The organism is Ruegeria sp. AD91A, assembly GCF_003443535.1.
Taxonomy (GTDB): Bacteria; Pseudomonadota; Alphaproteobacteria; order Rhodobacterales; family Rhodobacteraceae; genus Ruegeria.
This window is the reverse complement of record NZ_CP031946.1, coordinates 702,557-726,084: the sequence shown is the minus strand read 5'-3', so window position 1 is coordinate 726,084 and position 23,528 is coordinate 702,557. Positions and strand designations below refer to the sequence as shown.

Genomic DNA, 23,528 nt, shown 5'->3' with positions numbered 1-23,528 from the left:
GTGCGAGACACCACAAGACAGGCTGGAAGGATGGAGCGACTCTCGTGACTCACTCGGAAAGATGTGCGATTGCCCGAATTTCAACCAAGGCACCCTCCCGTCGAAGTCCCGCAACTTCAACTGCGGTCCAAGCCGGGTAAGGCGCAGGCAGAACCTCAAGGCGCACACGGTCAAACAGATCGAAATGTTTTCGCATTTCAACATGGTAGGTCGTCATCTCGACCACAGACTCCAAACCTTGGTTCGCTTCCTTTAACACCTCGGCAATCTTGGAAAAGGCGTTCCGGAACTGTAGTTCCGGATCATACGGCATTGAACCGTCTGCCGCGCTCCCGGTCATACCGGTGAGAAACACGTGCCCGCCCGAGATGACACCTGGGGAGATGCTTAGCTGCCCGGGCGTACCCAGCAAAATTGGCGGAATCAGGGGTGTCTTACCCAACTTGATCAGTCCCTGTCAGTAAAGACCACCGGTACTCAGATCCCCTTGCGTTGCCTTGGGCCCGACCGTGATGGTTTCACCCGTTGACGTCTGAACCTGAACGCCTGCGCGCTGCACTTCCTCGAACAAAGGCAGGTCGGAACCAATTGCAAAACCACCGTCATAGACACGGTCGATAAACCCATCGACGCCGTCGCGGAAGAATTCGGCCACGACATAGTCGCCGCTGGCGTCGTCCGGCAGACGGGCACCACTGAAACGGTCGATCTTTATGAAATGACCACCTTCCGGAACCTTAAACGGACCGCCGCCGTATTTCTCAACAGCTTTTTCCATGAAGCTCTGGAACACCGGGCCACACAGTGTACCGCCATAGGCCCCCCGACCCATCGGGCGCGGACGGTCATAGCCGATGTAACAGCCCGCAACGATGTTCGAGGTAAACCCGATAAACCACGCATCCTTGGATTCGTTGGTGGTTCCGGTCTTGCCCGCTGTCGGCACCGGCAGGTTCACAACGCGCGATGCCGTCCCGCGATCAACTACGCCTTTCATCATCGACGTCAGCTGATAGGCGGTGATGGCATCCATGACCTGCGCGCGATCTGTAACAAGAGTCGGGGCCTCGTCGGGCTCCAGCCAGGTCGAGTTACAATTCAGACACTGACGGTCATCGTGACGATAGATGGTCTTGCCGAGCCGGTCCTGAATACGGTCTACCAGAGTGGGTTCAACCCGCTCACCGCCGTTCGCGAACATCGCATAAGCCGCGACCATTTTGTACAGCGTCGTCTCTTCGGACCCCAGCGAGTTCGCAAGAAACGCCCCCATCCGGTCATAGACGCCAAAGCGTTCGGCGTAACCTGCAACCACCGGCATGGTGACTTCTTGTGCCAGACGGATGGTCATCAGGTTCCGCGACTGCTCGATCCCGGTACGCAAGGGCGTCGGCCCGTAGAACTTGTTCGACGAGTTCTTGGGCCGCCACAAGCCCTGCGGCGTGTTTACTTCGATCGGCGCGTCCACAACGATGGTTGCGGGGCTGTATCCGCTGTCCAGCGCGGCAGCATAGACAAAGGGCTTGAAGCTGGACCCCGGCTGGCGCTGCGCCTGCGTGGCGCGGTTGAACACGGTGTCCTGATACGAGAACCCGCCCTGCATCGCCAGAACGCGGCCCGAGTTCACATCCATCGCCACAAAGCCGCCCTGAACTTCGGGCACCTGACGGGCAGACCACTGCCCCTCTTCGCCCTCGACAACAAGGATCACATCCCCGCGCTTGAAGTTCGCAGCAAAATCACCCTGCATCCACTTGATATCGGACCGCGGAATGACGCCATCCGCAGGTCCGTTTTCGATCCCGACGGTAAGCTGTTGATCCGAAACATTCAGAACCACGGCAGGATACCAGCGGGTCGGCAGCACCACATCGCGCGGGGTTTCCAGGATCGACAGCACCTCGCGCCACTGCGCCTCATCTGCCAGTTTCTCTTCCGGAATCACTTCGCCGGTGCCGCGCCATTTCCCGCGAGACCGGTCATATTTCTGCAACGCCGTGCGCAGGGCCTTTGCGGCCTCGACCTGCATTTCCTCGTCCACCGACGCACGAACCGTGAAGCCCCCGGTAAAGAATTCACCTTCACCAAAGTCTTCGCTCAGTTGTCGACGGATTTCATCGGTGAAGTAATCGCGCGGCGGCAAAGCGGTGCGGAAGCTTTCGAAATCACCGTTCTGGACCGAGCGCAACGGCATGTCGACCTCTGACTCATAGGTCGCCTGATCAATGTAACCGTTCTGGTACATCTCCCGCAGCACATAGTTTCTGCGGGCCAGCAGGCGTTCCTTTTGCCGAACCGGGTGATAATCCGACGGCGCCTTGGGCATCGCAGCCAGCATCGCCGCCTCATGCGGGGCCAGTTCCTGCAAGGTCTTGTTGAAATAGGTCTGCGCGGCGGCCGTCACGCCGTACGAGTTCTGACCCAGAAAGATCTCGTTCATGTAAAGCTCAAGGATCTGCTCTTTGTCCAGGGTATCCTCAAGCCGGGTGGCGAGGATGATTTCCTTGATCTTTCGTTCTGCCCGGCGGTCGCCCGACAACAGAAAGTTCTTCATCACCTGCTGGGTAATGGTTGACGCCCCCCGCACGGTGCCACCTTTGGTGCGGACTGCTTCAACGCCTGCTGCAATAATGCCGCGCGGATCATACCCCTGATGAGTGTAGAAATTCTTGTCTTCCGCCGAAATAAACGCCTGTTTCACCAGATCAGGGATATCCTCGGACGGTGTGAACAGGCGGCGTTCCTGCGCGAATTCGTCGATCAGTTGCCCTTCGCCCGAATAGATACGGCTGATAGTCGGGGGCTTGTACTGGGCAAGAGATTCGTGGCTGGGAAGGTCACGGCCATACATCCAGAACACCGCACCAATTACCAGTGCGACCATGAAAATACCCAAGGTGACGATGCTGAAGATCGCCCCGAAAATCGAAAGAATGAACCGGATCACGTTACTGCCTTTTTCTCGCGGTGGTGCCTATATAGTGTTGCACCGCCCAAGGGTCAAAACACCAAGCGTATTCTAGCCGTTTTGCGTCGTAAGGTCACTGGCCAATCAGGGATTTGCGGATCACATCCTGCTGACGCCAGTCTTCGAGCCCCTGAAAAATCCCCAGCGCCATTTTGGCCCGCCATTCCGAATCTCTTAGGTTTTCCCGGTCTCTGGGGCTGGAAAGGAACCCAAGCTCGATCAAAACAGACGGGATATCTGCCGCCTTGAGCACAGAGAACGACGCGGTCCGCAACGGTTTGCGATTCATCGGCCCGCCCTGCTGGGCCATTCCGTTGGCGATCGCGCCGGCCAACAGCTTTGTCCGCGGCACCGTTTCCTGGCGTGCAAGATCCAGAAGAACATCGGCCACCTGATCGTCGGCGCCATTCAGATCGATACCTGAAATCAAATCCCCCCGATCATGTCGTTCGGCGAGTTTTGAACTTGCCACATCGGATGCATCCGCAGACAGGGTGTACACCGCCGCGCCATGCGCCTGCCCTTCGGACAGGGAATCCGCGTGCAACGAAATGAACAGATCCGCGCCGGCCCGGTGCGCCAAGGTGATCCGCCGCTCCAACGAGACGAACTGGTCGTCAACGCGGGTCAGGACCACTTCATAACCACCTGATCGCAATAGAACTTCGCGCAATTCACGCGCAAAAGTCAGCATCAGAGTTTTCTCATCAACCCCGTCTATCTCGGCGCCCGGATCGATACCACCGTGCCCGGGATCGAGCATCACGCGCAATGGTCGGTCCGCAGAGCGCGAAGGTACCTGCGGCAGGTCTGCCGGTTCCGGCAAGTCCCAACCCGGATTGCGCGGCGCACCCGCAGTTGCGTTGAACGTGTCAAAATCCGTGCCCTTGAGGTTGAGGGACAGCAGCGCAGCCCCCGAATCCTCGGCAACCGACAGCTCGGCAGTGTCCACGGCCATTGGCGCGCCCAGTTCCAATACCAGCCGCGACCAACCCGGAACATAGGCCCCGAATTGCACGCCACTGACACGTTCTGATTGCAGGAAATCCGTTCGGTTCAGCCCGGTCCAGTCCACTTCGTTGAAGTCCAGAACCATCCGATACGGATCCTGAAGGGTGAATATCCGGTACGGCACCCCCTGACTGAGGCCGATATCCACCCTGACGCCGGTTCGCCCTACATCCGTGATACGGCTTTTGTCCGGATGAATGCGTGCCAGCGCACTGAAGTCCTGCGCGACGGCACTACCGCACAGCGCCCAGATCAGGGCGATGCAAAAGATGATCCTGCTCATGGCCTCAAGTTTTCCCGAGATCGTTTGTCCGGCAGCCTATACCACAAGGGGTGATTTGTGAACGGCTCAGGCAGGTTCCCCGATCACCTTCCGCTCGGTCATGAACACGCGCAACCGTTCCAGCCCGTCCTGAATGTCGACCGTTGAACGCGCATAGGAAAACCGCAGCGTCGTATGGCCGCGTTGCGGATCGAAATCCAGACCCGGCGTGACCGCGACACCGGCCTTGTCCAGAATCTCGGCCGCAAATGCGCGGCTGTCACCGGTCAGATCAGACACGTCGGCATAGACGTAAAACGCCCCGTCCGGCGGCGCGATTTTCGTGAAGCCGGCCTTTGGCAGTCCTTCCAGCATCAGGGCGCGATTTCGGCGGTACACGTCCAGATTGGCCTGCAGCTCATCCTCGCAGTCCATTGCGGCCAGTGCCGCGACCTGACTGGCATGCGGCGCACAGATGAACATGTTCTGAGATATCCGCTCGACCACGCGCACCTGATCCTCGGGCACGACCATCCAACCCACGCGCCAACCGGTCATCGAGAAGTACTTGGAGAACGAGTTGATCACATAGCACTCATCCGTCAGTTCCAGCGCCGTTGCGGCCTTGGCTTCATATTCCAGACCGTGATAAATTTCGTCGCTGATGAAAGACGCCCCCTGCCCATGTGCGGCTTCGATCAGCGACCCCATGGCGGCGTGATCAAGCATCGTGCCGGTAGGATTCGCAGGAGACGCCACCATCAGACCCTTCAGGCCCATTCCCTGAATATCCGCTGCAACGGGTTGCAGACGGTTCTCGGGCGCGGTCGGCAAATCGACCGGTACCAATCCAAGTGCACTGAGAATCTGGCGATACGACGGATATCCCGGCGCACCGATTCCAACCCGATCCCCGCTGTCGAACAAAGCAGTGAAGGCCAGCAGAAACCCGCCGGACGATCCAGGCGTGATGATCACGCGCTCGGGGTTCAGGTCCACATCGTACCAATCGCCATAAAGCCGCGCGATACGCTTTCGCAGCGCAGGCAACCCCAGGGACACCGTATAACCCAACGGGCTTTGATCCATCGCCTTCGCCAGCGCTTCGGTCGCGCCCTTGGGTGCGCCGGTTCCGGGCTGTCCAACTTCCATGTGAATCACATGGCGGCCCGCTTCTTCCGCACGGCGCGCGGCCTCCATCACGTCCATCACGATGAAGGGATCGACCTCGGACCGGGTTGAGTTTCTCATGCCCATCTCCCATGTTGCAGCCATGGCTTTTGAACGCGTATCCCGGCTGACGTCAATCCCGGCTCTGATACTGTCGGTTGTCGTCTGGCTGACGGCGGCAACGCAATCTCATGGGCAAAGCCTGATCCGCGACCCCGATATCGAGCATGGGCTGCGCGAGTTGGCGTTTCCAGTGCTGCGTGCCGCAGGTCTGAACACCAACCGGGTTCAAATCCTGGTGGTCAATGACAACACGTTCAACGCATTCGTCATCGACTACAACGCGATCTATGTGAATTACGGGCTGATTCTAACGGTTGAAAGCCCCGAAATGCTGCAAGCGGTGATCGCGCATGAGGCTGCGCATATCGCGAATGGCCATCTGGCCCGCCGCGCCGAAAACCTGAAGGCCGCGCGGCGCAATGCTGGCCTTGGCACAGCTTTGGCGCTGCTTGCGGCCGCGGCAGGCGGGGGTGAAGCCGCCATTGGTATTGCCGCTGGCACCCAGGGCGCTGCAATCCGCAGCTTTCTGGGTCATACCCGCGCCGAAGAAGCTTCGGCTGACCGAAGCGCCGCAAGCTATCTGCGATGGGCTCAAATTTCTCCCAGCGGCATGGTGGAGCTGCACAGGAAATTCGCAGGTCAGGAATTGCTGAGCGTCGCCAACCAGGACCCGTATATGCGGTCGCACCCTACCAGCCGTGAACGTTTGCGCGCCGCCGAAGCCTTTCTGGACGAGTTTGGCGACAAGGCAATTCAGAATGCCAATGCCGATTACTGGTTTGCCCGCGTCAAAGGCAAGCTGTCGGCCTTTTTACGCTCACCCAGTTGGACATTACGGCGCGCCAAAGAGGAAACCGCCCAGGACATCCGCCTGATGCGAGAGGCTTCGGCCCATCATCAGAACCGTGATTTGGGTCGCGCGCGCAATGCGATCGACGAGGCCCTGGTGCTGCGCCCAAACGACCCGTACTACTATGACCTGAAGGGGCAAATTCTTTTGGAAAACAGGCAAATAGGCGCGGCTATTGAAGCGTACGGAAACGCTGTTGAAATGGCTCCGAACGATGCGCTGATCCTGGCTGGATACGGGCGGGCGTTGCTGGCGCAGGGCCAAACCAAACAGGCCCTGAGCGTGCTGGAAAAAGCCCGCGCCCGGGATTACCGGAACGCCAGGCTGTTGCAGGATCTTGGTGTTGCCTATGCTCAGGTTGGTAATGATGGTATGGCGTCGACCGTGACGGCGGAACGGTATGCGCTGCAAGGGCGGCTGGGAGATGCCGGAATCCACGCGAAACGCGCCGTGGCGCGACTGCCCGAAGGCTCACCGGGTTGGCAAAGGGCGCAAGACGTGTTGATTGCGTCGGAACGACTCAACAAAGACAAAAGGAAACGGAAATGATCCTCAGACATGCTGCACCCGCCCTTCTGGGGCTTTCCATGGCGGCAACCTCGGCGCAGGCGCTGGACCTGAACGCGATGAGCGATGCCGAGAAAACAGAATTTGGCGCTCAGGTGCGTGAATACCTACTGGAAAATCCCGAAGTGATCGTAGAAGCGATCAACATTCTGGAACAGCGCAATGCCGTCGCCGAAGCCGCTGCGGATAAAGAGCTGGTCGCCGCCAATGCGGATGAGCTGTTCAATGACGGCTTTAGCTGGGTTGGCGGCAACCCGGATGGCGACATCACTCTGGTCGAGTTCATGGACTACCGGTGTGGCTATTGCCGCCGTGCCGTTTCCGAAGTGGCCAGTCTGCTGGCCGAAGACGGCAATATTCGCCTTGTGATCAAGGAATTCCCAATTCTGGGTGATGCGTCCGTGCTATCCTCACGCTTTGCTGTGGCCACCAAACACGTGGCGGGCGATGATGCGTACAAGCAGGTTCATGATGCCCTGTTGGAATTCACCGGTGAGCCAAGCGAAGTTTCCCTGCGCCGCATCTCCGACGGGTTGGGGCTGAACAGCGACGAGATCATAGCGGCGATGGACAGCGATCGCGTCACGGATGAGATCACCCGCACCCGCGCTCTGGCCCAGAGGATGCAGATCTCGGGCACGCCTTCGTTTGTTCTGGGCACCGAAATGTTGCGTGGCTTCTTGCCATCCGATCAGATGCAGCAGATCGTTGACGGTATACGTGCCGAACGCGGCTAAAGCAGGGTTGGTCGGCGGCCTGCCATGAAGCGGCGAGGATTTCTTATGGCCGGAGGAGCGTTGGGCATCACATGTTTCTCTGGCCAGTCTATTGCGCAGCCCGCGACTGGCTTCTACGTCCCGGCCGAAGAAGCCCGGCATGATCGTACTTTCATGCAATGGCCGGTCAGCCGCACTGTCCATCCCGACCCCGTTTTTCTGAAGATGGTGCAGAGGACCATTGCCGAAATCGCAAACACGATCTCTGCTTTTGAGCCCGTCATAATGCTTGCCGGATCAGAATACCACGCAGATATCAGCAAACAGCTTTCTGCGGCGATCGAGATTTGGGATGTCCCGACCGAAGATCTGTGGTGCCGGGACGCAGGCCCGGTGTTCGCGATCAACAACCGTGGCGAGCTTGCGGTCAAACAGATCCAGTTCAATGGTTGGGGGCGAAAGCAGGTTCACGCACATGATGCGAGAATTGCCGACAGAGTGGCCGAAAGGCTGGGACTGCCCCTGCAGCCGACCGGACTGATCGGCGAAGCAGGTGGTGTCGAACAGGATGGGCATGGGGCACTTATGGCGCATGAAAGCTCGTGGGTGAATGACAACCGCAATCCCGGCCTCGCTCGCGACGAGATCGAAGCACGGTTGTTGGCGGCCTATGGGGCCAAGCGAATGATCTGGTCCGAAGGTGTCTGGGGCGAAGATATCACCGATTATCATATAGACAGTCTCGCCCGCTTTACCGGCCCCGGTCGCGGCATCATCAACTTGCCGGATAGACCGGACAATCATGATCCTTTCCACATGGCCGCGTTGGACACCCATGATCGTCTGGTTGCAGCGGGCATGGACATGGACGTGATACCCGAACCACATTACCGCCGCGTCAAGAACCTGGACTTCGTCGCCGCTTACGCCAATTACTACGTCTGCAACGGCGGCGTGATTGCGGCCCGGTTCGGAGACGCGGAAACAGACCAGATCGCATCAGAAACGCTTGCAAGTCACTATCCCGGACGAGAAGTCGTAACACTTAACGTTGATGTGCTGGGAGAACTTGGCGGCGGCATCCATTGCGCCACGCAACAAATGCCCACCTCATAGCATTGCTGAATAGATAGATAGACTACTCTGCCGCCTCGGCCGCAGCATCCAGTTCAGCCGCTTTCTTTTCGACCTGCTCCACGATGTGATCGATCATCTGCTCGTTTGACAACTTGTGGCTGGCTTTTCCGGCAAGGTAAACCATACCGGATCCTGCTCCACCGCCGGTGAAACCGACATCCGTCATCAGCGCTTCGCCCGGGCCATTGACCACGCAGCCGATGATCGAAAGGGACATCGGCGTCTTGATGTGTTCAAGGCGATGTTCCAGCGCCTCGACGGTTTTGATGACATCAAAACCCTGTCGCGCGCAGGACGGGCATGAGATGATATTGACGCCCCGATGGCGCAGGCCAAGAGATTTGAGGATTTCAAACCCAACCTTCACCTCTTCCACCGGATCAGCAGACAGGCTGACGCGGATCGTGTCGCCGATCCCCATCCACAGCAGGTTGCCAAGGCCGATGGCCGATTTGATCGTACCGCTGACCAGCCCACCCGCTTCGGTAATGCCTAGGTGGATGGGGGCGTCCGTCGCCTCGGCAATACCTTGATAGGCCGCGGCGGACAGAAACACGTCGCTGGCTTTTACGCTGATCTTGAACTCGTGAAAATCATTGTCCTGAAGGATGCGGATATGTTCCAGCCCGCTCTCGACCATCGCCTCGGGGCACGGCTCGCCATATTTCTCAAGCAGGTGCTTTTCCAGACTTCCTGCATTCACGCCGATCCGGATTGAACAGTTGTGGTCGCGCGCAGCCTGGATGACTTCTTTCACGCGGGTTTCGTCACCGATGTTGCCGGGATTGATGCGCAGACAGGCAGCGCCCGCTTCGGCGGCTTCGATGCCGCGCCGATAGTGGAAATGAATGTCTGCCACGATGGGCACGGGGCTTTCCCGGACAATCTCTTTCAGCGCTTTGGACGACGCCTCATCAGGAACCGAGACACGCACGATATCTGCACCGGCCTCAGCCGCCGCCTGCACCTGCGCCACGGTCGCCGCCACATCGGTCGTCAGCGTGTTGGTCATGGTCTGAACGGCAATAGGCGCATCGCCACCAACGGGGACGTTACCGACCATTATTTGACGGGATTTACGACGGTAGATGTCGCGCCAGGGGCGTACGTGATTGAGGGACATAAGGACGGATCCGCGTCTGCCTGAGTTGCGACTGTAGATAGTTCGGCAACCGAGTTACCGCAATGGCTAGATCACTCGGCGGGCGTTTCTGTCGCCTCGGTTTGCAGTTCCGCCACCAGTTGCTTGAGCGCGCTGTTCTGTTCCGCCTCAAGATCGGCGACGGCATAGGCCTCGGTCACGGCGTCTTTCGACAGAACGACACCCTTGGCGACAGTGCCCGGAGCACCCGCCGGGCCGTAGTGCTTACCGTTCATCGAAAAATAAACTGATCCGGATGCGCCGGCACGCAATGACGGTGGTTCTTCGGTCAGGGGCACTTCGAACACACTGCCCTGCTCAACGGTACCCAGTGTGCCTTCGAAAATGACGCTTCCATCCGCAGCTGTCACGCGCATCCATGCCGGATCAACAGCCACGATCTTGAGCGTGGTGTCGATCTGTTCGACCACTTGCGGCAGGGCAGGTTTTTCAACTGTGTGCAGTTCGGCCACTTCGAACTGCGGCAATTCGGGCGGGCGGAAAGTTCCAACCTCGCGCGGATCAAGCGTAGAGATCGGAGCATCCCGCGCAACCAGCACCGGGACATCCAGTGCCTGCGGACGATAGAGACGGTCCAATGCTTCGGCACTTGCCACCTGTGCAGCATCATCTGACGCGTTGCTGCGCGCCGCATCCAGCGGATCCAGATCAGACAAAACCACCGGAGCTTGTTCAACCGGGCTGACCTGTACTTGCTGAATTCTGTTCAGAACAGCCCAGCCGCCATAGCCGATGCCACCAATCACCGCCAGCAATACCAGTGACGAACCAATGGCACGGGGTTCGATCTGGCTGACCAGAGGCTCCTTGCCCGGAATAAAAGGCGTGTTGGGAGAGATGAACGGGTCACGCCCCATTGGGCCGCGTGCGGGCAGAGCACCTGAAGGCTTCCGCACCACCGAGGCTTCGGCGGACATGCCATGCGCGACCTCGAATCCGCTTTCCTGGCAGAAAGACGCAAAGGTCTCATCGGGGTTCATGCCCAGATAGCGTGCGTAGGAACGCACATACCCGGCGATAAAGCCGGGTGTATCAAACGCATCGGGGTCGGCGTTTTCAATTGCAGCGATATAGTTGGCTTTGATCCGCAACTCGCGCTGAACATCCAGAAGGGATTTGCCCATCGTAGCGCGTTCACCGCGCATCTTGTCGCCTAGGCGAATCTCATAGTCATCAAACCCTTTTGGTCTGACATCTACGTCCTCTTCGGAATCGCGCTGAGATCTGCGCCCAATCATCCCTGCTGCCCCATTCTGCCTGTCGCGTATTTCGCGTAAGTGGCGAATCATCCCCACAATGATTCGTCTACTCGTTTTGTTAACGTAAGCTTAACACGCGGCAAACTCGTTGCACACTTTGGCGTTAGGTTATCCGGCAAGTTCGGCGCGATTTAGCGCACAATGTGACCAAAGTTCGTCCATCGCCTGCACCAGACGGTTCATTTCGTCAGGTCCGTGCACCGGAGACGGGGTAAAACGCAGACGCTCGGTTCCGCGCGGGACGGTCGGGAAATTGATCGGTTGCACGTAGATGCCATAATCGTCCAGCAGCATGTCGCTGAGCTTTTTGGTGTGCACAGGGTTGCCGACGATCACGGGCACGATGTGGCTGCCGTGATCGATCAGCGGCAGGCCCATCCCCTTCAGCCGCAGCTTGAGGATCTTCGCCTGGGTCTGGTGTTGCTCGCGCAACTCAGACGCGGTTTTCAGGTAAGCAACGGATGCAGCAGCCCCCGCGGCAACGGCAGGCGGCAACGATGTCGTGAAGATAAAGCCCGGTGCATAAGACCGCACGGCATCGCACATCTTGGTACTGGCCGCGATATAGCCCCCCATGACGCCATAGGCCTTGGCCAGAGTGCCATTGATGATGTCGATCCTATGCGCCAGGCGATCCCGCTCGGTCACGCCGCCACCGCGCGGGCCATACATGCCCACGGCGTGCACTTCGTCGATATAGGTCAGCGCGCCGAATTCATCGGCCAAATCGCAAATTTCTTCGATCGGCCCAAAATCGCCATCCATGGAATAGACCGACTCGAAGGCGATCAGCTTGGGCGCGGCAGGATCGTCCGCCTCAAGCAATTCGCGCAGATGCGCCACGTCGTTATGACGGAAGATGCGCTTGGCGCCCCCGTTTCGGCGCACCCCTTCAATCATTGAAGCATGGTTCAGCGCGTCAGAATAGATGATCAGCCCCGGGAACAGCTTGGGCAGCGTGCTGAGGGTGGCGTCATTGGCAATATACGCGCTGGTAAACAACAGCGCGGCTTCCTTGCCATGCAGATCGGCCAGTTCGGCCTCGAGCTTTTTGTGATAAACCGTGGTGCCCGAGATATTTCGCGTGCCGCCCGAGCCCGCACCAGCCGCATCGACCGCCTCGTGCATGGCATTCAGTACAACGGGGTGCTGGCCCATGCCCAGATAGTCATTGCCGCACCACACGGTGATGTTCTGCTGCGACCCGTCCGAGCGTGTGCGCACCGCGTGGGGGAAATGTCCGTTGCGACGTTCGATATCGATAAAGGTCCGGTAACGTCCTTCTTCATGCAGCCTGGCAATCGCTGAATCGAGCTGAGCAGTATAGTCCAACGGACCCTCCTTGAATGCCCGTTTCCGGTTTCCCTTGGGCAATTAGTCTGCCACATCTCACAGCTTAACCTGTTTCCGCAGCTTTGTGTTCCTTTATTCAGCTGGTTACAGCCGAACAGGTGAACCCAACTTTGATTTGCATCAAATATAAGCTTGCAATCCTCACGGCAAGTATAGTTCCGGCCATCGGACGCGTGGAAACGACGCAGCCGCGCTGCATCATTCGCGGTTCTGTCTTGCGTGCAGAATTCAGATCAACCGCTCTGGACGGCGCTGTCAACGCTGCTAGGGTTCGCCCGAACACAGACAAGCAGGAGATCCCCATGTCGCTAGACACCGTGCTGAACCGGATTGACGAAGATCTGCAAACATCGATCGACCGCCTGATGGAGCTGCTGCGCATCCCCTCGATCTCGACCGATCCCGCTTACAAGGCCGACGTCAGCCGTGCAGCCGACTGGCTGGTTGCCGACCTGAACAGTATCGGAATCGCAGCAGAAAAACGGGAAACCCCTGGGCACCCGATGGTCGTAGGCCATGTGGGAGAGGACCCGGATGTACCTCACATCCTGTTTTACGGCCATTATGACGTGCAACCCGTCGATCCGCTGAACCTTTGGACACGCGATCCGTTTGATCCCGCCATCGAAGACACCGAGCATGGCCCTGTCATCCGCGGGCGCGGGGCGTCGGACGACAAAGGTCAGTTGATGACATTCGTCGAAGCCTGCCGCGCATGGAAAGCGGTGCACGGATCCCTGCCCTGCCGCATCACCTTTTTCTTTGAGGGCGAAGAAGAATCCGGCTCACCCTCGCTGGTCCCCTTCCTCGAAGACAACGCGGCCGAACTCAAAGCGGATCTGGCGCTGGTCTGCGATACATCCATGGTATCGCGAGGTGTTCCGTCGATTGCCTCACAACTGCGCGGCATGCTGAAGGACGAGTTCACCATCATCGGACCCCGCATCGATCTGCACTCCGGCCATTACGGTGGCCCGGGCCTGAATCCGCTGCGCGAACTGTCGAAAATCGTTGCCTCATTCTATGATGACGAAACCGGGCGTGTCGCGGTCGATGGTTTCTATGAAGGCGTTCATGAAGTGCCTCAGGACCAGCTGCGTCAGTGGCAAAACTGCGGCTTCGACGAAGCGGATTACCTGAACTCGGTCGGATATACCCAACCGCACGGCGAAAAAGCCTATTCAACGCTAGAGCAACAATGGGCGCGCCCGACACTTGAAGTGAACGGGCTGTGGGGCGGGTACAATGGCGCTGGTTCAAAAACCGTAATCCCTTCGGAAGCACATTGTAAAATCACGTGCCGTCTGGTCGGCGACATGGATCCGGACGCTTTGCGCACCAAGATCCGCAAACATGTCGAGGACCGCCTGTCCCCGGATGCAAAAGTTGTCTGGGACAACGATCTGGAAGGTTCGCCCGCTTCGGTCATGAATATCGATCGTCCGGAATTCGAAGCCGCCCGCAAAGCACTGTCGGACGAATGGGACCGCGAAGCGGTGTTTACCGGCATGGGCGGCTCGATCCCAGTCGTCGGGTACTTCAACACTGTTCTGGGGCTCGATTCGATGCTGGTCGGTTATGCCAACGAGGACGACGCCATCCATTCACCGAATGAGAAATATGACGTCAAAAGCTTCCACAAGGGCATCCGTTCCTGGGCCCGAATTCTGGATGCTTTGAACAGGTAACGGCTTTCAGCGAGGCTCTGCCTCGCGCTCCGGGATACTTGCAGCCAGATGAATAAAAGACCTCTGCTTCATCTGGCCCAAAATATCCCGGGGGAGCCGCGCGCAGCAAGGCGGGGGCAGAGCCCCCTGCCTGACCGGAACGTGCGCACGACCTTACATATGGATCACGCGGCCATACGCATCCAGTACGCTTTCGTGCATCATTTCTGACAGAGTCGGGTGCGGGAAGACCGTGTTCATCAGGTCTTCTTCGGTCGTCTCCAACTGCCGACCCACCACATAGCCCTGAATCAGTTCAGTGACTTCTGCGCCGATCATATGCGCCCCCAGAAGTTCACCTGTTTTGGCGTCGAACACGGTTTTGATCAGGCCTTCCGGTTCACCCAGAGCAATGGCCTTGCCATTGCCGACGAAGGGAAAACGACCAACTTTGATGTCATATCCCAGCTCTTTGGCTTTTGCTTCGGTATATCCGACCGAGGCCACCTGAGGCTGGCAATAGGTACATCCCGCGATGCTTTCGGGTTTGACCGGGTGTGCATGCTGGCCTGCGATCAGATCGGCGACCATGACGCCTTCGTGACTGGCTTTATGTGCAAGCCAGGGCGCGCCCGCGATGTCCCCAATCGCATAAAGGCCGTCGACACCTGTGCGGCAATATTCATCCGTCACCACATGTGTGCGATCAATCTTTACGCCCAGAGCTTCCAGCCCGAGGTTATCGACATTTCCTACAATCCCAACAGCGGAAATCACGGTGTCGAACTCGTGCTTCTCAACCATGCCCTTGACCTCGATATGAGCGGTCACCTTGCCTTTGCCACGATCCAGCTGCTTGACCATGGCTTTTTCCATGATGGTCATGCCCTGTTTGGTGAAGGCTTTCTTGGCCAATGCACTGATTTCCGCATCTTCCACAGGCAACACGCGGTCCATTACTTCGACCACAGTCGTGTCAGCCCCCAACGTGTTGTAGAAGCTCGCAAACTCGATGCCGATCGCGCCCGAGCCGATGACCAGCAATTTCTTGGGCATCCGGGGCGGTTGCAGCGCGTGCTTGTAGGTCCACACCAGATCGCCGTCAGCCTCGAGACCGGGCAGTTCGCGGGCCCGTGCGCCGGTTGCGAGAACGATGTTCTTGGCCGTCAGTTCTTCGGTGCCCTTGTCGGTCTTGACACTGACCCTGCCTTTTGCGGTGATCGTCGCCTCACCCATCACCACGGCGACCTTGTTCTTCTTCAGCAGATGGCCGATGCCGCCCGAAAGCTGCCCGGCAACGCCACGGGATCTTTTGACGACCGCGTCCAGATCGTAACCGATCTTGTCGGCTTTCAATCCGAAATCCTTGGCGCGTTCCATCAGATGGAACACTTCGGAGGACCGCAGCAATGCCTTGGTGGGAATGCACCCCCAGTTCAGGCAGATGCCACCAAGGTGCTCGCGCTCGATCACGACGGTTTTCAGACCAAGCTGGGCCGCACGGATGGCGGCGACATAGCCACCGGGGCCAGCCCCGATTACGATCAGATCATAGGATTGTGCAGCCATGTGTTCCTCTCGGCGCAGGTGATGAAAATTTAGTTTACCATTAAACTATTTTCAGAAACGCATCAACAAGCGTTCCCGCGACAAATGCGACGCAGGGTAAACCATACCTGAATATGCGGATTTCAGCCTATACCCCGGCCAAAGCTATGGCTAGAACAGAAACGCCGACGCCGCTCGGACATTTGTGAACACATTGAAATCAAGGAGTTTACCATGGCCAAAACACTAAAAGATCTGGCGCTTGCTCTGCTAAATGCAACTTTGATACTTGTGGCCCTGTGCCTGTTTTTGGGCTGGAAGCTGGCTTCGAAAGTCGAAAGCGTCTCGGCAGAGTTCTCAGAGACCGTACAGGTTCTTGCCCCTATTCGGGATGAGGCGAAGGGCATTCGGGGCGAACTTTCCGCGTTGCGCGGTGAATTGGCGACGCTGATGATGGAGAACCAGATCACAGACAGTCAAACCGCGCAAAACATCCAGGCGACATTGCGCCGCCTAAACGCTGTTGAACAAAAGCTGCAATCTACGCAGGAGCGGTTCACTGAACTTGCAGACACGCCAGAGGTTCTGATCGCTCAGACCATACAGACCGGAGCAGACATCGCATCCGAGCGTGTCTTGGCGCTCAAGGGGTGTGAGCCGGAGTCCTAAGGGCCCCTGCTCTATCGGTTATGGCGCGGTTCCATAATCTGTCTCGGCGATCTCAGGCTGTCGCTTGCAGCTCACGCACAGTAGAACCGTAGCCACCCATGTCGACATAAGCCTCTTCGTGAGGGGTCGAATTGCGCGACAGTGCTTCGTTCCGATAAGGAAAACGACCGAACTTGCGGATCACTTCACGATGCGCTCGGGCATGAAGCAGATTGCTTGTATCGCCGCTCATGTTTTCGCAGATCAGACGCACGCAGCGTTCCTGATCGCACAGATTTTCCGAATGCATCATTGGCAAGTAAAAGAACTGCCGGGCCGGTTCGTCGATTTTCTTGTCCCAGCCCCTGTCGACCGCGCATTTTGCGGCGGCCAAAGCCGCTCGGTCCGTCGCGAAAGCACGCGCCTGCCCCCGGAACATGTTGCGTGAAAACTGGTCCGTCAGAATAATGTAAGCCAGTGACCCGCTGGGATAGGTCAGCCAGAGCGAAAACTTGCCCTCGGCCGCAGCCTCCCATGTTGATTGAAAACGTGCGCGAATATTTGAATCCAACGCTTCATCCTCAATATACCAGCCCTTTGGACCCACCTCATCTAACCAAAAACTCAATACTTCTTCAGGCGTTACCATTGCCTTAAACTCCGTCTTGTGCCCGCATTTGGGACGTAACGTCATTTAAGGCCGTTTTACAGAACTGTTACAGTAACATATTGCAACACTTGCGACATAATCCTGTGTCCTAGGCATCTTCCTGCTCAGCCTGCTCGGCCTCGGCGGCTTCGATCGCAACCTCCTGTGCCACTTCAAGCGCAACTGGCGAGGATGTTGGATACAGCGTCGACATTGTGCCGGTTTCGTCCACAGGGATCGAAGCACGCTGTGTCGTTCGATAAAGTGCGTAGAGTGCCATTGCGAGTAACAGTGCCGCAATAAAGAGAAAAAAGCCCGACGGCCCGAAAATGGCATCACCCATCAACCAACCGGTTATCAGCGGCCCGGCAATCGCTCCCAGACCGTTGATAAACACCAGTCCGCCAGATGCTGCCGCCATATCCTCGTATTCAAGAAAGTCATTCGCATGCGCGATCAGCAGTGAGTAGAGCGGGTTGGAGGTGCCGCCGATCAGGAAAGCCGAGGCAAGCAGAATTGGAAACGATCCACCCATCATCATTGCGATAGTTGCGCCGCCGGCACCGGCGAGCGCCACAAGAAGGATCAGAAAGCGTCGATCCATGCGATCAGAGAACCAGCCCAACGGATATTGCAGAACAACTGCTCCGATATAAAACGCCGCAACGAAGGTCGAAATTTCTACAAGCGACAGCCCGGCCCGAGCGCCGAAAACCGCCGCCATACCGAACTGCGCCGAAAACACGCCCCCCAGCAGAAACATGCCCACACAGCCCAGAGGCGAGGTTTCCAGCAGTTTCTTCAGGGTCATCGGTTTTGTGGTATCAAAGGCTGGTGTTGGCGAGATTGACAACAAAATAGGTGCGAAAGACACCGAAACCAGAATCGAGGCGATTACAAAGGTTTCGTATCCAGCGGGGTCACCGACCAGAACAAGCGCCTGCGCACTGATGATACCCGTCATCTGGACAATCATATAGAGCGACAGCGCCTGCCCGCGGTTCTCATTGCTTGCCGCGTTATTGAGCCAGCTTTCCGCGGTGACGTAGACGCCCGAAAAACAGAACCCGATCACCACCCGGCCAAGGGCCCACGCGATCGGGTCTGTCAGCATCGGATACATGATCATCACGGCCGAAATGAACGACGCAAGGGCCGCAAAGACCCGTACATGGCCGACGCGCCGGATCATCTCGGGTGCGAGGCGTGAACCGCCCAGAAAACCCAGAAAATAGGCCGACATGACAAATGACATCTCAAGGGTCGAAAAGCCTTCGATCTCACCCCGAACGCCCAGGATAGTGCCCTGCAGGCCGTTTCCGACCATCAGCAACCCCATGCCGAGCAACAACGCCCATGCGCTGGAAAGGACCTGAATCATTGGGGCCTCCGACTAATGCCAACCTGATTTTAGTGTCGTTCTGCGATCAAAGACCGCCTACGTCGCGCTTGTCTACGACATTCCCGATCCGTGATGCTGTATACGCGCCCTTCAGGGGATCAAAAGCGACGCGTCGCCATAAGAAAAGAACCGATATTTTCGTGCTATGGCATGCGTGTAGATATCGCGCATCCGATCCTGCCCCATCAATGCCGAAACCAGCATAAGTAAAGTGGACTTCGGCAAATGAAAATTGGTCATCAATGCGTCTGTGACATGGAATTCGAAACCGGGATAAATGAAGATATCAGTGTCGCCTTCCCAAGGTTCGATCTTTCCTGACCTTGCAGCACTTTCGATCAGGCGCAAAGCTGTTGTCCCCACCGGGATCACACGCCCGCCAGCCGCCTTGGTTGCCAGTATCTGTGCCGCGGCCTCCGGGCTTACCTGTCCCCATTCAGCATGCATCTTATGGGTTGTGACATCCTCAACCTTAACCGGAAGAAAAGTTCCTGCCCCCACATGAAGCGTCACATGCGTGAAGCTTACACCTCGCTCGGCCAACGCCTTCATCAGCGCATCATCGAAATGCAACGATGCGGTCGGGGCGGCCACGGCGCCGGAACGGTTTGCCCAGATAGTCTGATAGTCCGTTTTGTCCCGTTCATCGGCCGGGCGTTTGGCTGCGATGTAGGGCGGCAGAGGCATTGCTCCGGCCTGATCCAGCGCCGCGTCGAAATCCTCGCCGCTGAGATTGAAGCGCAGATACGCCTGGCCGTCAGCAACCCTGTCCAGTGTGGCGCTGAGATCATCTGAGAAGACAATCTCTTCCCCAAGCTTCACCTTTTTGAGCGGCTTGATCAACGCAGACCACGTGCCGTCGGCCTGCGGGTCCAGCAAGGTTGCCTCGACCCCGGCGGAAACCGGCCCTTGCGCGCTGTCGCGATGGCGCCGACCGTTTAGCCGCGCCGGGATGACACGGGTGTCATTCAACACCAGCCGGTCGCCCGGCTGCAGATACTCAGGCAAATCGATCACATGGCTGTCGGTCGTCGCGTTCCCTTGCGCTACCAACAGGCGCGCAGAGGACCGCGGGCTGGCAGGCCGCGTGGCGATCAGGTCTTCGGGCAGGTGGAAATCAAAATCGCTGAGTTTCATGCCCGCGCCTTACAACCCTGCATCAGATTCGGCCATATCCTGTCAGCGGTCACTTGGGGATGATCCAAACGTGGGTTTTGGTTCATCAGGTTTCTGGGGCACTGCGTTCGGGCCATCCTGAACTTGCGGTGCCGGGGCACGCAACAGGTCGCGTAGGAACAGAGGAGCAAGACCGGACAAAGGATTTACCGACACTTTGGGCGAAGCAAGCGGACCGGTCAGGGTGTAGTTGAAGCCAAAGACGCCCTCGCCCTTGCGCGTGAACACGCTGCCAACTGCGTTGAGGAGGTATATAGGCGAAATTGCACCGCGCAGGTTCAGCATTCCGTTCACCGTATCGATGGTACCGTCAAAAGACAGGCCCATGGATGGCCCGACGGCACTGCCGCTGAGCACCTTGATATCCGTCGGCGTGATCCGCATCCGGCTGTCGATTGCTGCAAAAAAGATGCCCTGCCCGGCCATTTCGTCCAAAAGCCCCACAAGGCTGATGGCATTCAGCAAGGCTGCCATGGCCGGAGCGTCGGTGATCCGCGTATTGGTGATTTTCAATATCACGTCATAGCTGCCGGGTGCGGCCACAGGCTCAAGCTTGAGGTCCATTTCTCCGCCCCGCGCCTGTGTCAGAACCCCGGCCGATCGTAGCACGGCACCCGCATCTTGCGACGTCAGGTCAACAGCACTTCGTTTCCCTCTGGGGCTGACCTGCCCTCTGACCGGCGCGCCGCCATTGACCCGCGCGTTGAAGTTCCCTTGTATTCCGCCGGTCGTCTGAAATGCGCCCTGGAACCCGGTCAGTGCGACGGTTTCCGTCACCTGAAGGCGATCCAGCGACACGTCCAGTTTCGGCCCGGCTCCGCCCCCGCCGCCTGATCCGCCACTTTCGCCGAAATTCGCGCGGCCCATATCAAGTACGCCGCCAAGAACACGGATATCCGGCATGGCGCCCCCGCGCCCGATCAGCTCTGCCGGGACCGCCAGCCAGTCGCCCAGGTCAAAAGAGCTGAAGCGAACCCGATCATATTTGCCATTCTCACGAAACGTAATCGAGGCAGAGGTACGCAAACCCGCCGCATCTATGCGCAGGCTGTCCACTTTCAGTTGCGATCCCAAAGTCGTTTCGGCTGTCAGAGATCCTGTCGAATTAGTTCCCTTTCGCCAACCAAGCTCGGGTATGGCCAGCCCCACGCCTTGCAAATCAGATGAAACTGACAGTTTCGGAGGAGGTCCGGCACCAAGCCCCAATGTGATGTCCGCAATCCCTTTTCCGGTCAGCATGCCCGGAGGCAAACCCGCACCGATCTCATCCATCAATCGCGGCGACAGCTCGATCTGACCCGTCAGGGTACTTCGCTGTGCGGACTTGCCATCTATCGACTGCCGCCAGAGCGCCGTCAGCGGTACGTCCCCAAACTGCCCCAGCCCCTGAATCTGAACGCCGGACTGATCACCCGAAAGATCCAGCAGATCAGCGCTGACGGTAAAGCCAGGCACCAACCTGTCACTGAACAGATTGGCCAGCCTGCCATCGAAATGGAACTCGGTGTCCTCGAACTTGAGATCTTTTTTCAAGGGCAAGGACAGAGTTCCTGCCAACGACACCGTTCCCTTCGCCACATCAACGGGCAACCCCGCCTTGCTAAGCAATTCGAGCGGAGGCCGGTCCAGCAAGGATAACGCGGCCGTCACACTGCCACTGGCCCGGATGCGCGCAATCGCGGGCGCAGATTTCTTGATATCCGTGTCGGGTATGATGAAGGACGTTCCCGTTGCATCCACCGCACCGCCGTCATCCGCAATCACTACACCCTGCTGCGCAGTGACCGTGAACCTGCGGTTGATCAGGCTGGCCTGACCCTGCGCCTGTTCGATCGGAGGCAGCGTTTTGACAAACCGGATCTTCGCCTCTTCAAATCCGAAATCCAGATAGAGATCCGGTTTCGAACCGGGCAAAAGGCGCAGGGCAAAATCCATATCCGACAGAACCCCTTCGTACAGGTTTTTGGTCACCCATTCTCTCGGTTTCGGCGCCAGACGCTCGGGCCAGTATCCGAGAACCTTGTCCGACGTCATTTGGTCCAGATGTGCGTCCAGCTCGACCGCCCAGCCATCCGGTCGCCCGTTCAGGACACCAAAGGCACGCACCGTATGGCCCGGATCTTCGATGGTCATCTGACCGAGCCGCAATTGGAACGGGTTGATCGCCATCTTGAAATCTAGGCTGGCCCGCGAAAGCTGAATAGGCTGTGGGAACAGGTTTGCAGGGTTCACATTGATACCGGACAACTGCAACTGCGCAGACAGGCTGTCCAGCACGCCATCTTCCGCACCTTCCAAAATCGCCTTCCCGTCAGCCTGCACCTCGCCCCAGGCCGAGACAACTGAAACTTCGTTGAAGTCCAGCATCTGCCCTTTGGGGTCATAAGTGAAATACGTGCGGGCAGATTCGAAGGGGACCGGGCGTGTTTCGGGGTTTGGCTGAACGGCACCCGCCCCCAGATTCAGAGTTGCGTATACGGTACCGATAGCTCCTTTTTCATCGACTCCACCCCGCAAGGCACCCGAAATCGGGGCCCGCAGAACCTGCAACCAAGCAAGGGCGGGTGTTTGGCCCGCGATGTCCTCGGCCGGCAAGTCAGTGACCGATATCCCGAATTGTGCCGCAGGAGTCCCCAGGACGCTTGTATAATTGGCCTCGATTGCACTGACATAGTCACGCCCTGCCAAAACCGAGAACCCCGTCGCCAAACGCACCTCGCTGCCGCTCCGGTTGGCCTGGATATGTCCACCGTCCAGAATCCAGGACCGTCCTTGCCGCAGATCTAGATAATCCAGTGTGATCGCATCAAGCTCGACAGACGTCAGTGCAGACAGGGCCGGAGACAGGAAGACCTGATCCGAGGCTTCGATAAGCTGTGCTAGGTTCGGGGCTTCCTGCACGGGCGCGCTGCCGGATCCGACCGTAAGACTCAGTGCCCCGTCCTTGTTCCGGGTCACGGCGATTTGCGCACCGCTCAGAATTATTCTTTTCGGGCGGACGTGCCCCCGCAACAAAGGGCGCATGGCCAGACTGGCGCGCATGTCGGACACCTGCGCAATTTGCTGACCAGCCGCATCGCTGATGAACACATCGGTCAGACGCAGACGCGGTCGCCAACCCTCGTGAATGATGAAACTCACGTCACCAAACCGGATTTGCAGCCCGCCCAAGGCCTTTTCAAGCCGCGCCTCGACCCTGTCCCGCAGCCAGACAGGTGCGTGCATTCTTTGTCCGACAAGCATGAAACCAGTGAACAACGCCAACAGCACCAGCATGAAAGTGCCGCGCATGGCCCATAGTCCGGCGGCCCGGCGGCGAGACCGACGGCGCGCGGGCTTTTCCCGCTTTGCTCCATCGTCGTCTTCGTGCTGCTTCAAATTGCTATCCACGCCTTCCAACCCGCACGTGTTGCCCTATGATATCAGGCAGCCTTTTAAAACCTTTAACGGAGTTTCCAATGCCCGACGTTTCAGACATCGCCCCTGACTTCACTTTGCCGCGCGACGGCGGCGGCGAGGTGACGCTTTCGGCGTTGCGCGGTGGCACCGTGGTTCTGTTCTTCTACCCCCGCGATGATACGCCGGGCTGCACCAAGGAATCCATCGGTTTCTCGGAACAACTTCAGGCCTTTGCGGATGCGGGCGCTCAAGTTTTCGGCATCTCCCGTGACAGCGTCGCCAAACATGACAAATTCGTCGCCAAGCATGGGCTGACAACACCGCTGTTGTCGGATGAGAACTCGACCGTCTGTGAAGACTACGGGGTGTGGGTCGAAAAGAACATGTACGGGCGCAAGTCGATGGGGATTGAACGTTCGACGTTTATCATCGACCCCGAAGGCAAGATTGCCCGCGTTTGGCGCAAGGTCAAAGTTCCCGGCCACGTGGATGAGGTGCTGGAAGCGGTGCGCGCGCTCTAA

The 23,528-nt window shown here is 58.1% G+C and carries 18 protein-coding genes and 1 pseudogene; 6 read left to right on the top strand and 13 right to left on the bottom strand.

From position 1 onward, the window contains the following. Positions 1 to 49: 49 nt before the first annotated feature. The 4 genes from D1823_RS03655 to D1823_RS03640 form a co-directional block, all read right to left on the bottom strand. Positions 50 to 442, bottom strand: coding sequence for a RidA family protein (locus tag D1823_RS03655; RefSeq protein WP_254683790.1), 393 nt, complete (start codon positions 440 to 442; stop codon positions 50 to 52). A 15-nt stretch (positions 443 to 457) separates the two neighbouring features. Further along, a complete protein-coding gene (locus D1823_RS03650; protein WP_117868661.1) occupies positions 458 to 2,947 on the bottom strand; it encodes a penicillin-binding protein 1A in 2,490 nt (829 codons plus the stop codon). 94 nt (positions 2,948 to 3,041) lie between these two features. Further along, entirely contained in the window at positions 3,042 to 4,262 is a 1,221-nt protein-coding gene (locus D1823_RS03645; protein WP_117868660.1) for an N-acetylmuramoyl-L-alanine amidase, read from the bottom strand. 66 nt (positions 4,263 to 4,328) lie between these two features. Then, positions 4,329 to 5,492, bottom strand: coding sequence for a pyridoxal phosphate-dependent aminotransferase (locus tag D1823_RS03640; RefSeq protein ID WP_117868659.1), 1,164 nt, complete (start codon positions 5,490 to 5,492; stop codon positions 4,329 to 4,331). Between D1823_RS03640 and D1823_RS03635 the strand changes: the two genes are divergently transcribed. From D1823_RS03635 to D1823_RS03625, 3 genes are read left to right on the top strand one after another with little or no spacing between them, the layout of a single operon-like run. Further along, positions 5,491 to 6,873 carry a M48 family metalloprotease gene (locus D1823_RS03635; protein ID WP_117868658.1) on the top strand — a complete coding sequence of 461 codons (1,383 nt, stop codon included), beginning with the start codon at positions 5,491 to 5,493 and terminating at the stop codon, positions 6,871 to 6,873. The two genes, D1823_RS03640 and D1823_RS03635, sit on opposite strands and share 2 nt — an antisense overlap. Then, a complete protein-coding gene (locus D1823_RS03630) occupies positions 6,870 to 7,628 on the top strand; it encodes a DsbA family protein (protein WP_117868657.1) in 759 nt (252 codons plus the stop codon). The genes D1823_RS03635 and D1823_RS03630 overlap by 4 nt, the downstream gene beginning before the upstream one ends. Positions 7,629 to 7,652: 24 nt before the next feature. Further along, complete coding sequence (locus tag D1823_RS03625; RefSeq protein WP_117868656.1) at positions 7,653 to 8,723, top strand: agmatine/peptidylarginine deiminase; 1,071 nt, start codon at positions 7,653 to 7,655, stop codon at positions 8,721 to 8,723. 22 nt (positions 8,724 to 8,745) lie between these two features. On the opposite strand, the gene ispG is transcribed toward D1823_RS03625, so the two are convergent. The 3 genes from ispG to hemA all read right to left on the bottom strand — a co-directional run bounded on the left by ispG (position 8,746) and on the right by hemA (position 12,497). Beyond that, complete coding sequence (ispG, locus tag D1823_RS03620; RefSeq protein WP_117868655.1) at positions 8,746 to 9,867, bottom strand: flavodoxin-dependent (E)-4-hydroxy-3-methylbut-2-enyl-diphosphate synthase; 1,122 nt, start codon at positions 9,865 to 9,867, stop codon at positions 8,746 to 8,748. A 71-nt stretch (positions 9,868 to 9,938) separates the two neighbouring features. Continuing rightward, on the bottom strand, positions 9,939 to 11,144 hold the full coding sequence (locus tag D1823_RS03615) for a helix-turn-helix domain-containing protein (protein ID WP_117868654.1): 1,206 nt from the start codon (positions 11,142 to 11,144) through the stop codon (positions 9,939 to 9,941). A gap of 129 nt (positions 11,145 to 11,273) precedes the next feature. Further along, entirely contained in the window at positions 11,274 to 12,497 is a 1,224-nt protein-coding gene (gene hemA, locus D1823_RS03610) for a 5-aminolevulinate synthase (RefSeq protein WP_117872693.1), read from the bottom strand. Positions 12,498 to 12,820: 323 nt separating this feature from the next. Between hemA and D1823_RS03605 the strand changes: the two genes are divergently transcribed. After that, positions 12,821 to 14,206 (top strand): dipeptidase, encoded by a 1,386-nt coding sequence (locus D1823_RS03605; RefSeq protein ID WP_117872691.1) that lies wholly within the window; start codon positions 12,821 to 12,823, stop codon positions 14,204 to 14,206. 153 nt (positions 14,207 to 14,359) lie between these two features. Here the strand turns inward: D1823_RS03605 and lpdA are convergent, their stop codons facing one another. Further along, entirely contained in the window at positions 14,360 to 15,754 is a 1,395-nt protein-coding gene (gene lpdA / locus D1823_RS03600) for a dihydrolipoyl dehydrogenase (protein WP_117868653.1), read from the bottom strand. A 213-nt stretch (positions 15,755 to 15,967) separates the two neighbouring features. Between lpdA and D1823_RS03595 the strand changes: the two genes are divergently transcribed. Continuing rightward, positions 15,968 to 16,402: a hypothetical protein gene (locus D1823_RS03595; RefSeq protein ID WP_117868652.1), complete on the top strand. Its 435-nt coding sequence runs from the start codon at positions 15,968 to 15,970 to the stop codon at positions 16,400 to 16,402. A gap of 52 nt (positions 16,403 to 16,454) precedes the next feature. On the opposite strand, the gene D1823_RS03590 is transcribed toward D1823_RS03595, so the two are convergent. The 5 genes and pseudogenes from D1823_RS03590 to D1823_RS22260 all read right to left on the bottom strand — a co-directional run. Then, the gene (locus tag D1823_RS03590) at positions 16,455 to 17,030 is read right to left on the bottom strand and encodes a DUF924 family protein (protein ID WP_117868651.1); all 576 of its coding nucleotides are present in this window, start codon (positions 17,028 to 17,030) and stop codon (positions 16,455 to 16,457) included. A 109-nt stretch (positions 17,031 to 17,139) separates the two neighbouring features. Further along, entirely contained in the window at positions 17,140 to 18,411 is a 1,272-nt protein-coding gene (locus D1823_RS03585; protein ID WP_117868650.1) for an MFS transporter, read from the bottom strand. 111 nt (positions 18,412 to 18,522) lie between these two features. Then, complete coding sequence (queA, locus tag D1823_RS03580) at positions 18,523 to 19,569, bottom strand: tRNA preQ1(34) S-adenosylmethionine ribosyltransferase-isomerase QueA (RefSeq protein WP_117868649.1); 1,047 nt, start codon at positions 19,567 to 19,569, stop codon at positions 18,523 to 18,525. Positions 19,570 to 19,611: 42 nt separating this feature from the next. Then, positions 19,612 to 21,000: an AsmA-like C-terminal region-containing protein gene (locus tag D1823_RS22265; RefSeq protein WP_371415302.1), complete on the bottom strand. Its 1,389-nt coding sequence runs from the start codon at positions 20,998 to 21,000 to the stop codon at positions 19,612 to 19,614. Positions 21,001 to 21,108: 108 nt separating this feature from the next. Beyond that, positions 21,109 to 21,642, bottom strand: a pseudogene (locus tag D1823_RS22260) (DUF3971 domain-containing protein); the annotation flags it as partial. Positions 21,643 to 23,066: 1,424 nt separating this feature from the next. Between D1823_RS22260 and D1823_RS03570 the strand changes: the two are divergent. Continuing rightward, positions 23,067 to 23,528 (top strand): peroxiredoxin, encoded by a 462-nt coding sequence (locus tag D1823_RS03570; RefSeq protein WP_117868647.1) that lies wholly within the window; start codon positions 23,067 to 23,069, stop codon positions 23,526 to 23,528.

Coding starts and splice junctions, on each gene's coding strand:
- D1823_RS03615 (WP_117868654.1), bottom strand. CDS start 11,144: ATGATTGGGCGCAGATCTCAGCGCGATTCCGAAGAGGACGTAGATGTC.
- D1823_RS03645 (WP_117868660.1), bottom strand. CDS start 4,262: ATGAGCAGGATCATCTTTTGCATCGCCCTGATCTGGGCGCTGTGCGGT.
- D1823_RS03640 (WP_117868659.1), bottom strand. CDS start 5,492: ATGAGAAACTCAACCCGGTCCGAGGTCGATCCCTTCATCGTGATGGAC.
- D1823_RS03635 (WP_117868658.1), top strand. CDS start 5,491: ATGCCCATCTCCCATGTTGCAGCCATGGCTTTTGAACGCGTATCCCGG.
- D1823_RS03625 (WP_117868656.1), top strand. CDS start 7,653: ATGAAGCGGCGAGGATTTCTTATGGCCGGAGGAGCGTTGGGCATCACA.
- D1823_RS03595 (WP_117868652.1), top strand. CDS start 15,968: ATGGCCAAAACACTAAAAGATCTGGCGCTTGCTCTGCTAAATGCAACT.
- D1823_RS03630 (WP_117868657.1), top strand. CDS start 6,870: ATGATCCTCAGACATGCTGCACCCGCCCTTCTGGGGCTTTCCATGGCG.
- D1823_RS03590 (WP_117868651.1), bottom strand. CDS start 17,030: ATGGTAACGCCTGAAGAAGTATTGAGTTTTTGGTTAGATGAGGTGGGT.
- D1823_RS03570 (WP_117868647.1), top strand. CDS start 23,067: ATGCCCGACGTTTCAGACATCGCCCCTGACTTCACTTTGCCGCGCGAC.
- lpdA (WP_117868653.1), bottom strand. CDS start 15,754: ATGGCTGCACAATCCTATGATCTGATCGTAATCGGGGCTGGCCCCGGT.
- D1823_RS03605 (WP_117872691.1), top strand. CDS start 12,821: ATGTCGCTAGACACCGTGCTGAACCGGATTGACGAAGATCTGCAAACA.
- D1823_RS03585 (WP_117868650.1), bottom strand. CDS start 18,411: ATGATTCAGGTCCTTTCCAGCGCATGGGCGTTGTTGCTCGGCATGGGG.
- ispG (WP_117868655.1), bottom strand. CDS start 9,867: ATGTCCCTCAATCACGTACGCCCCTGGCGCGACATCTACCGTCGTAAA.
- queA (WP_117868649.1), bottom strand. CDS start 19,569: ATGAAACTCAGCGATTTTGATTTCCACCTGCCCGAAGACCTGATCGCC.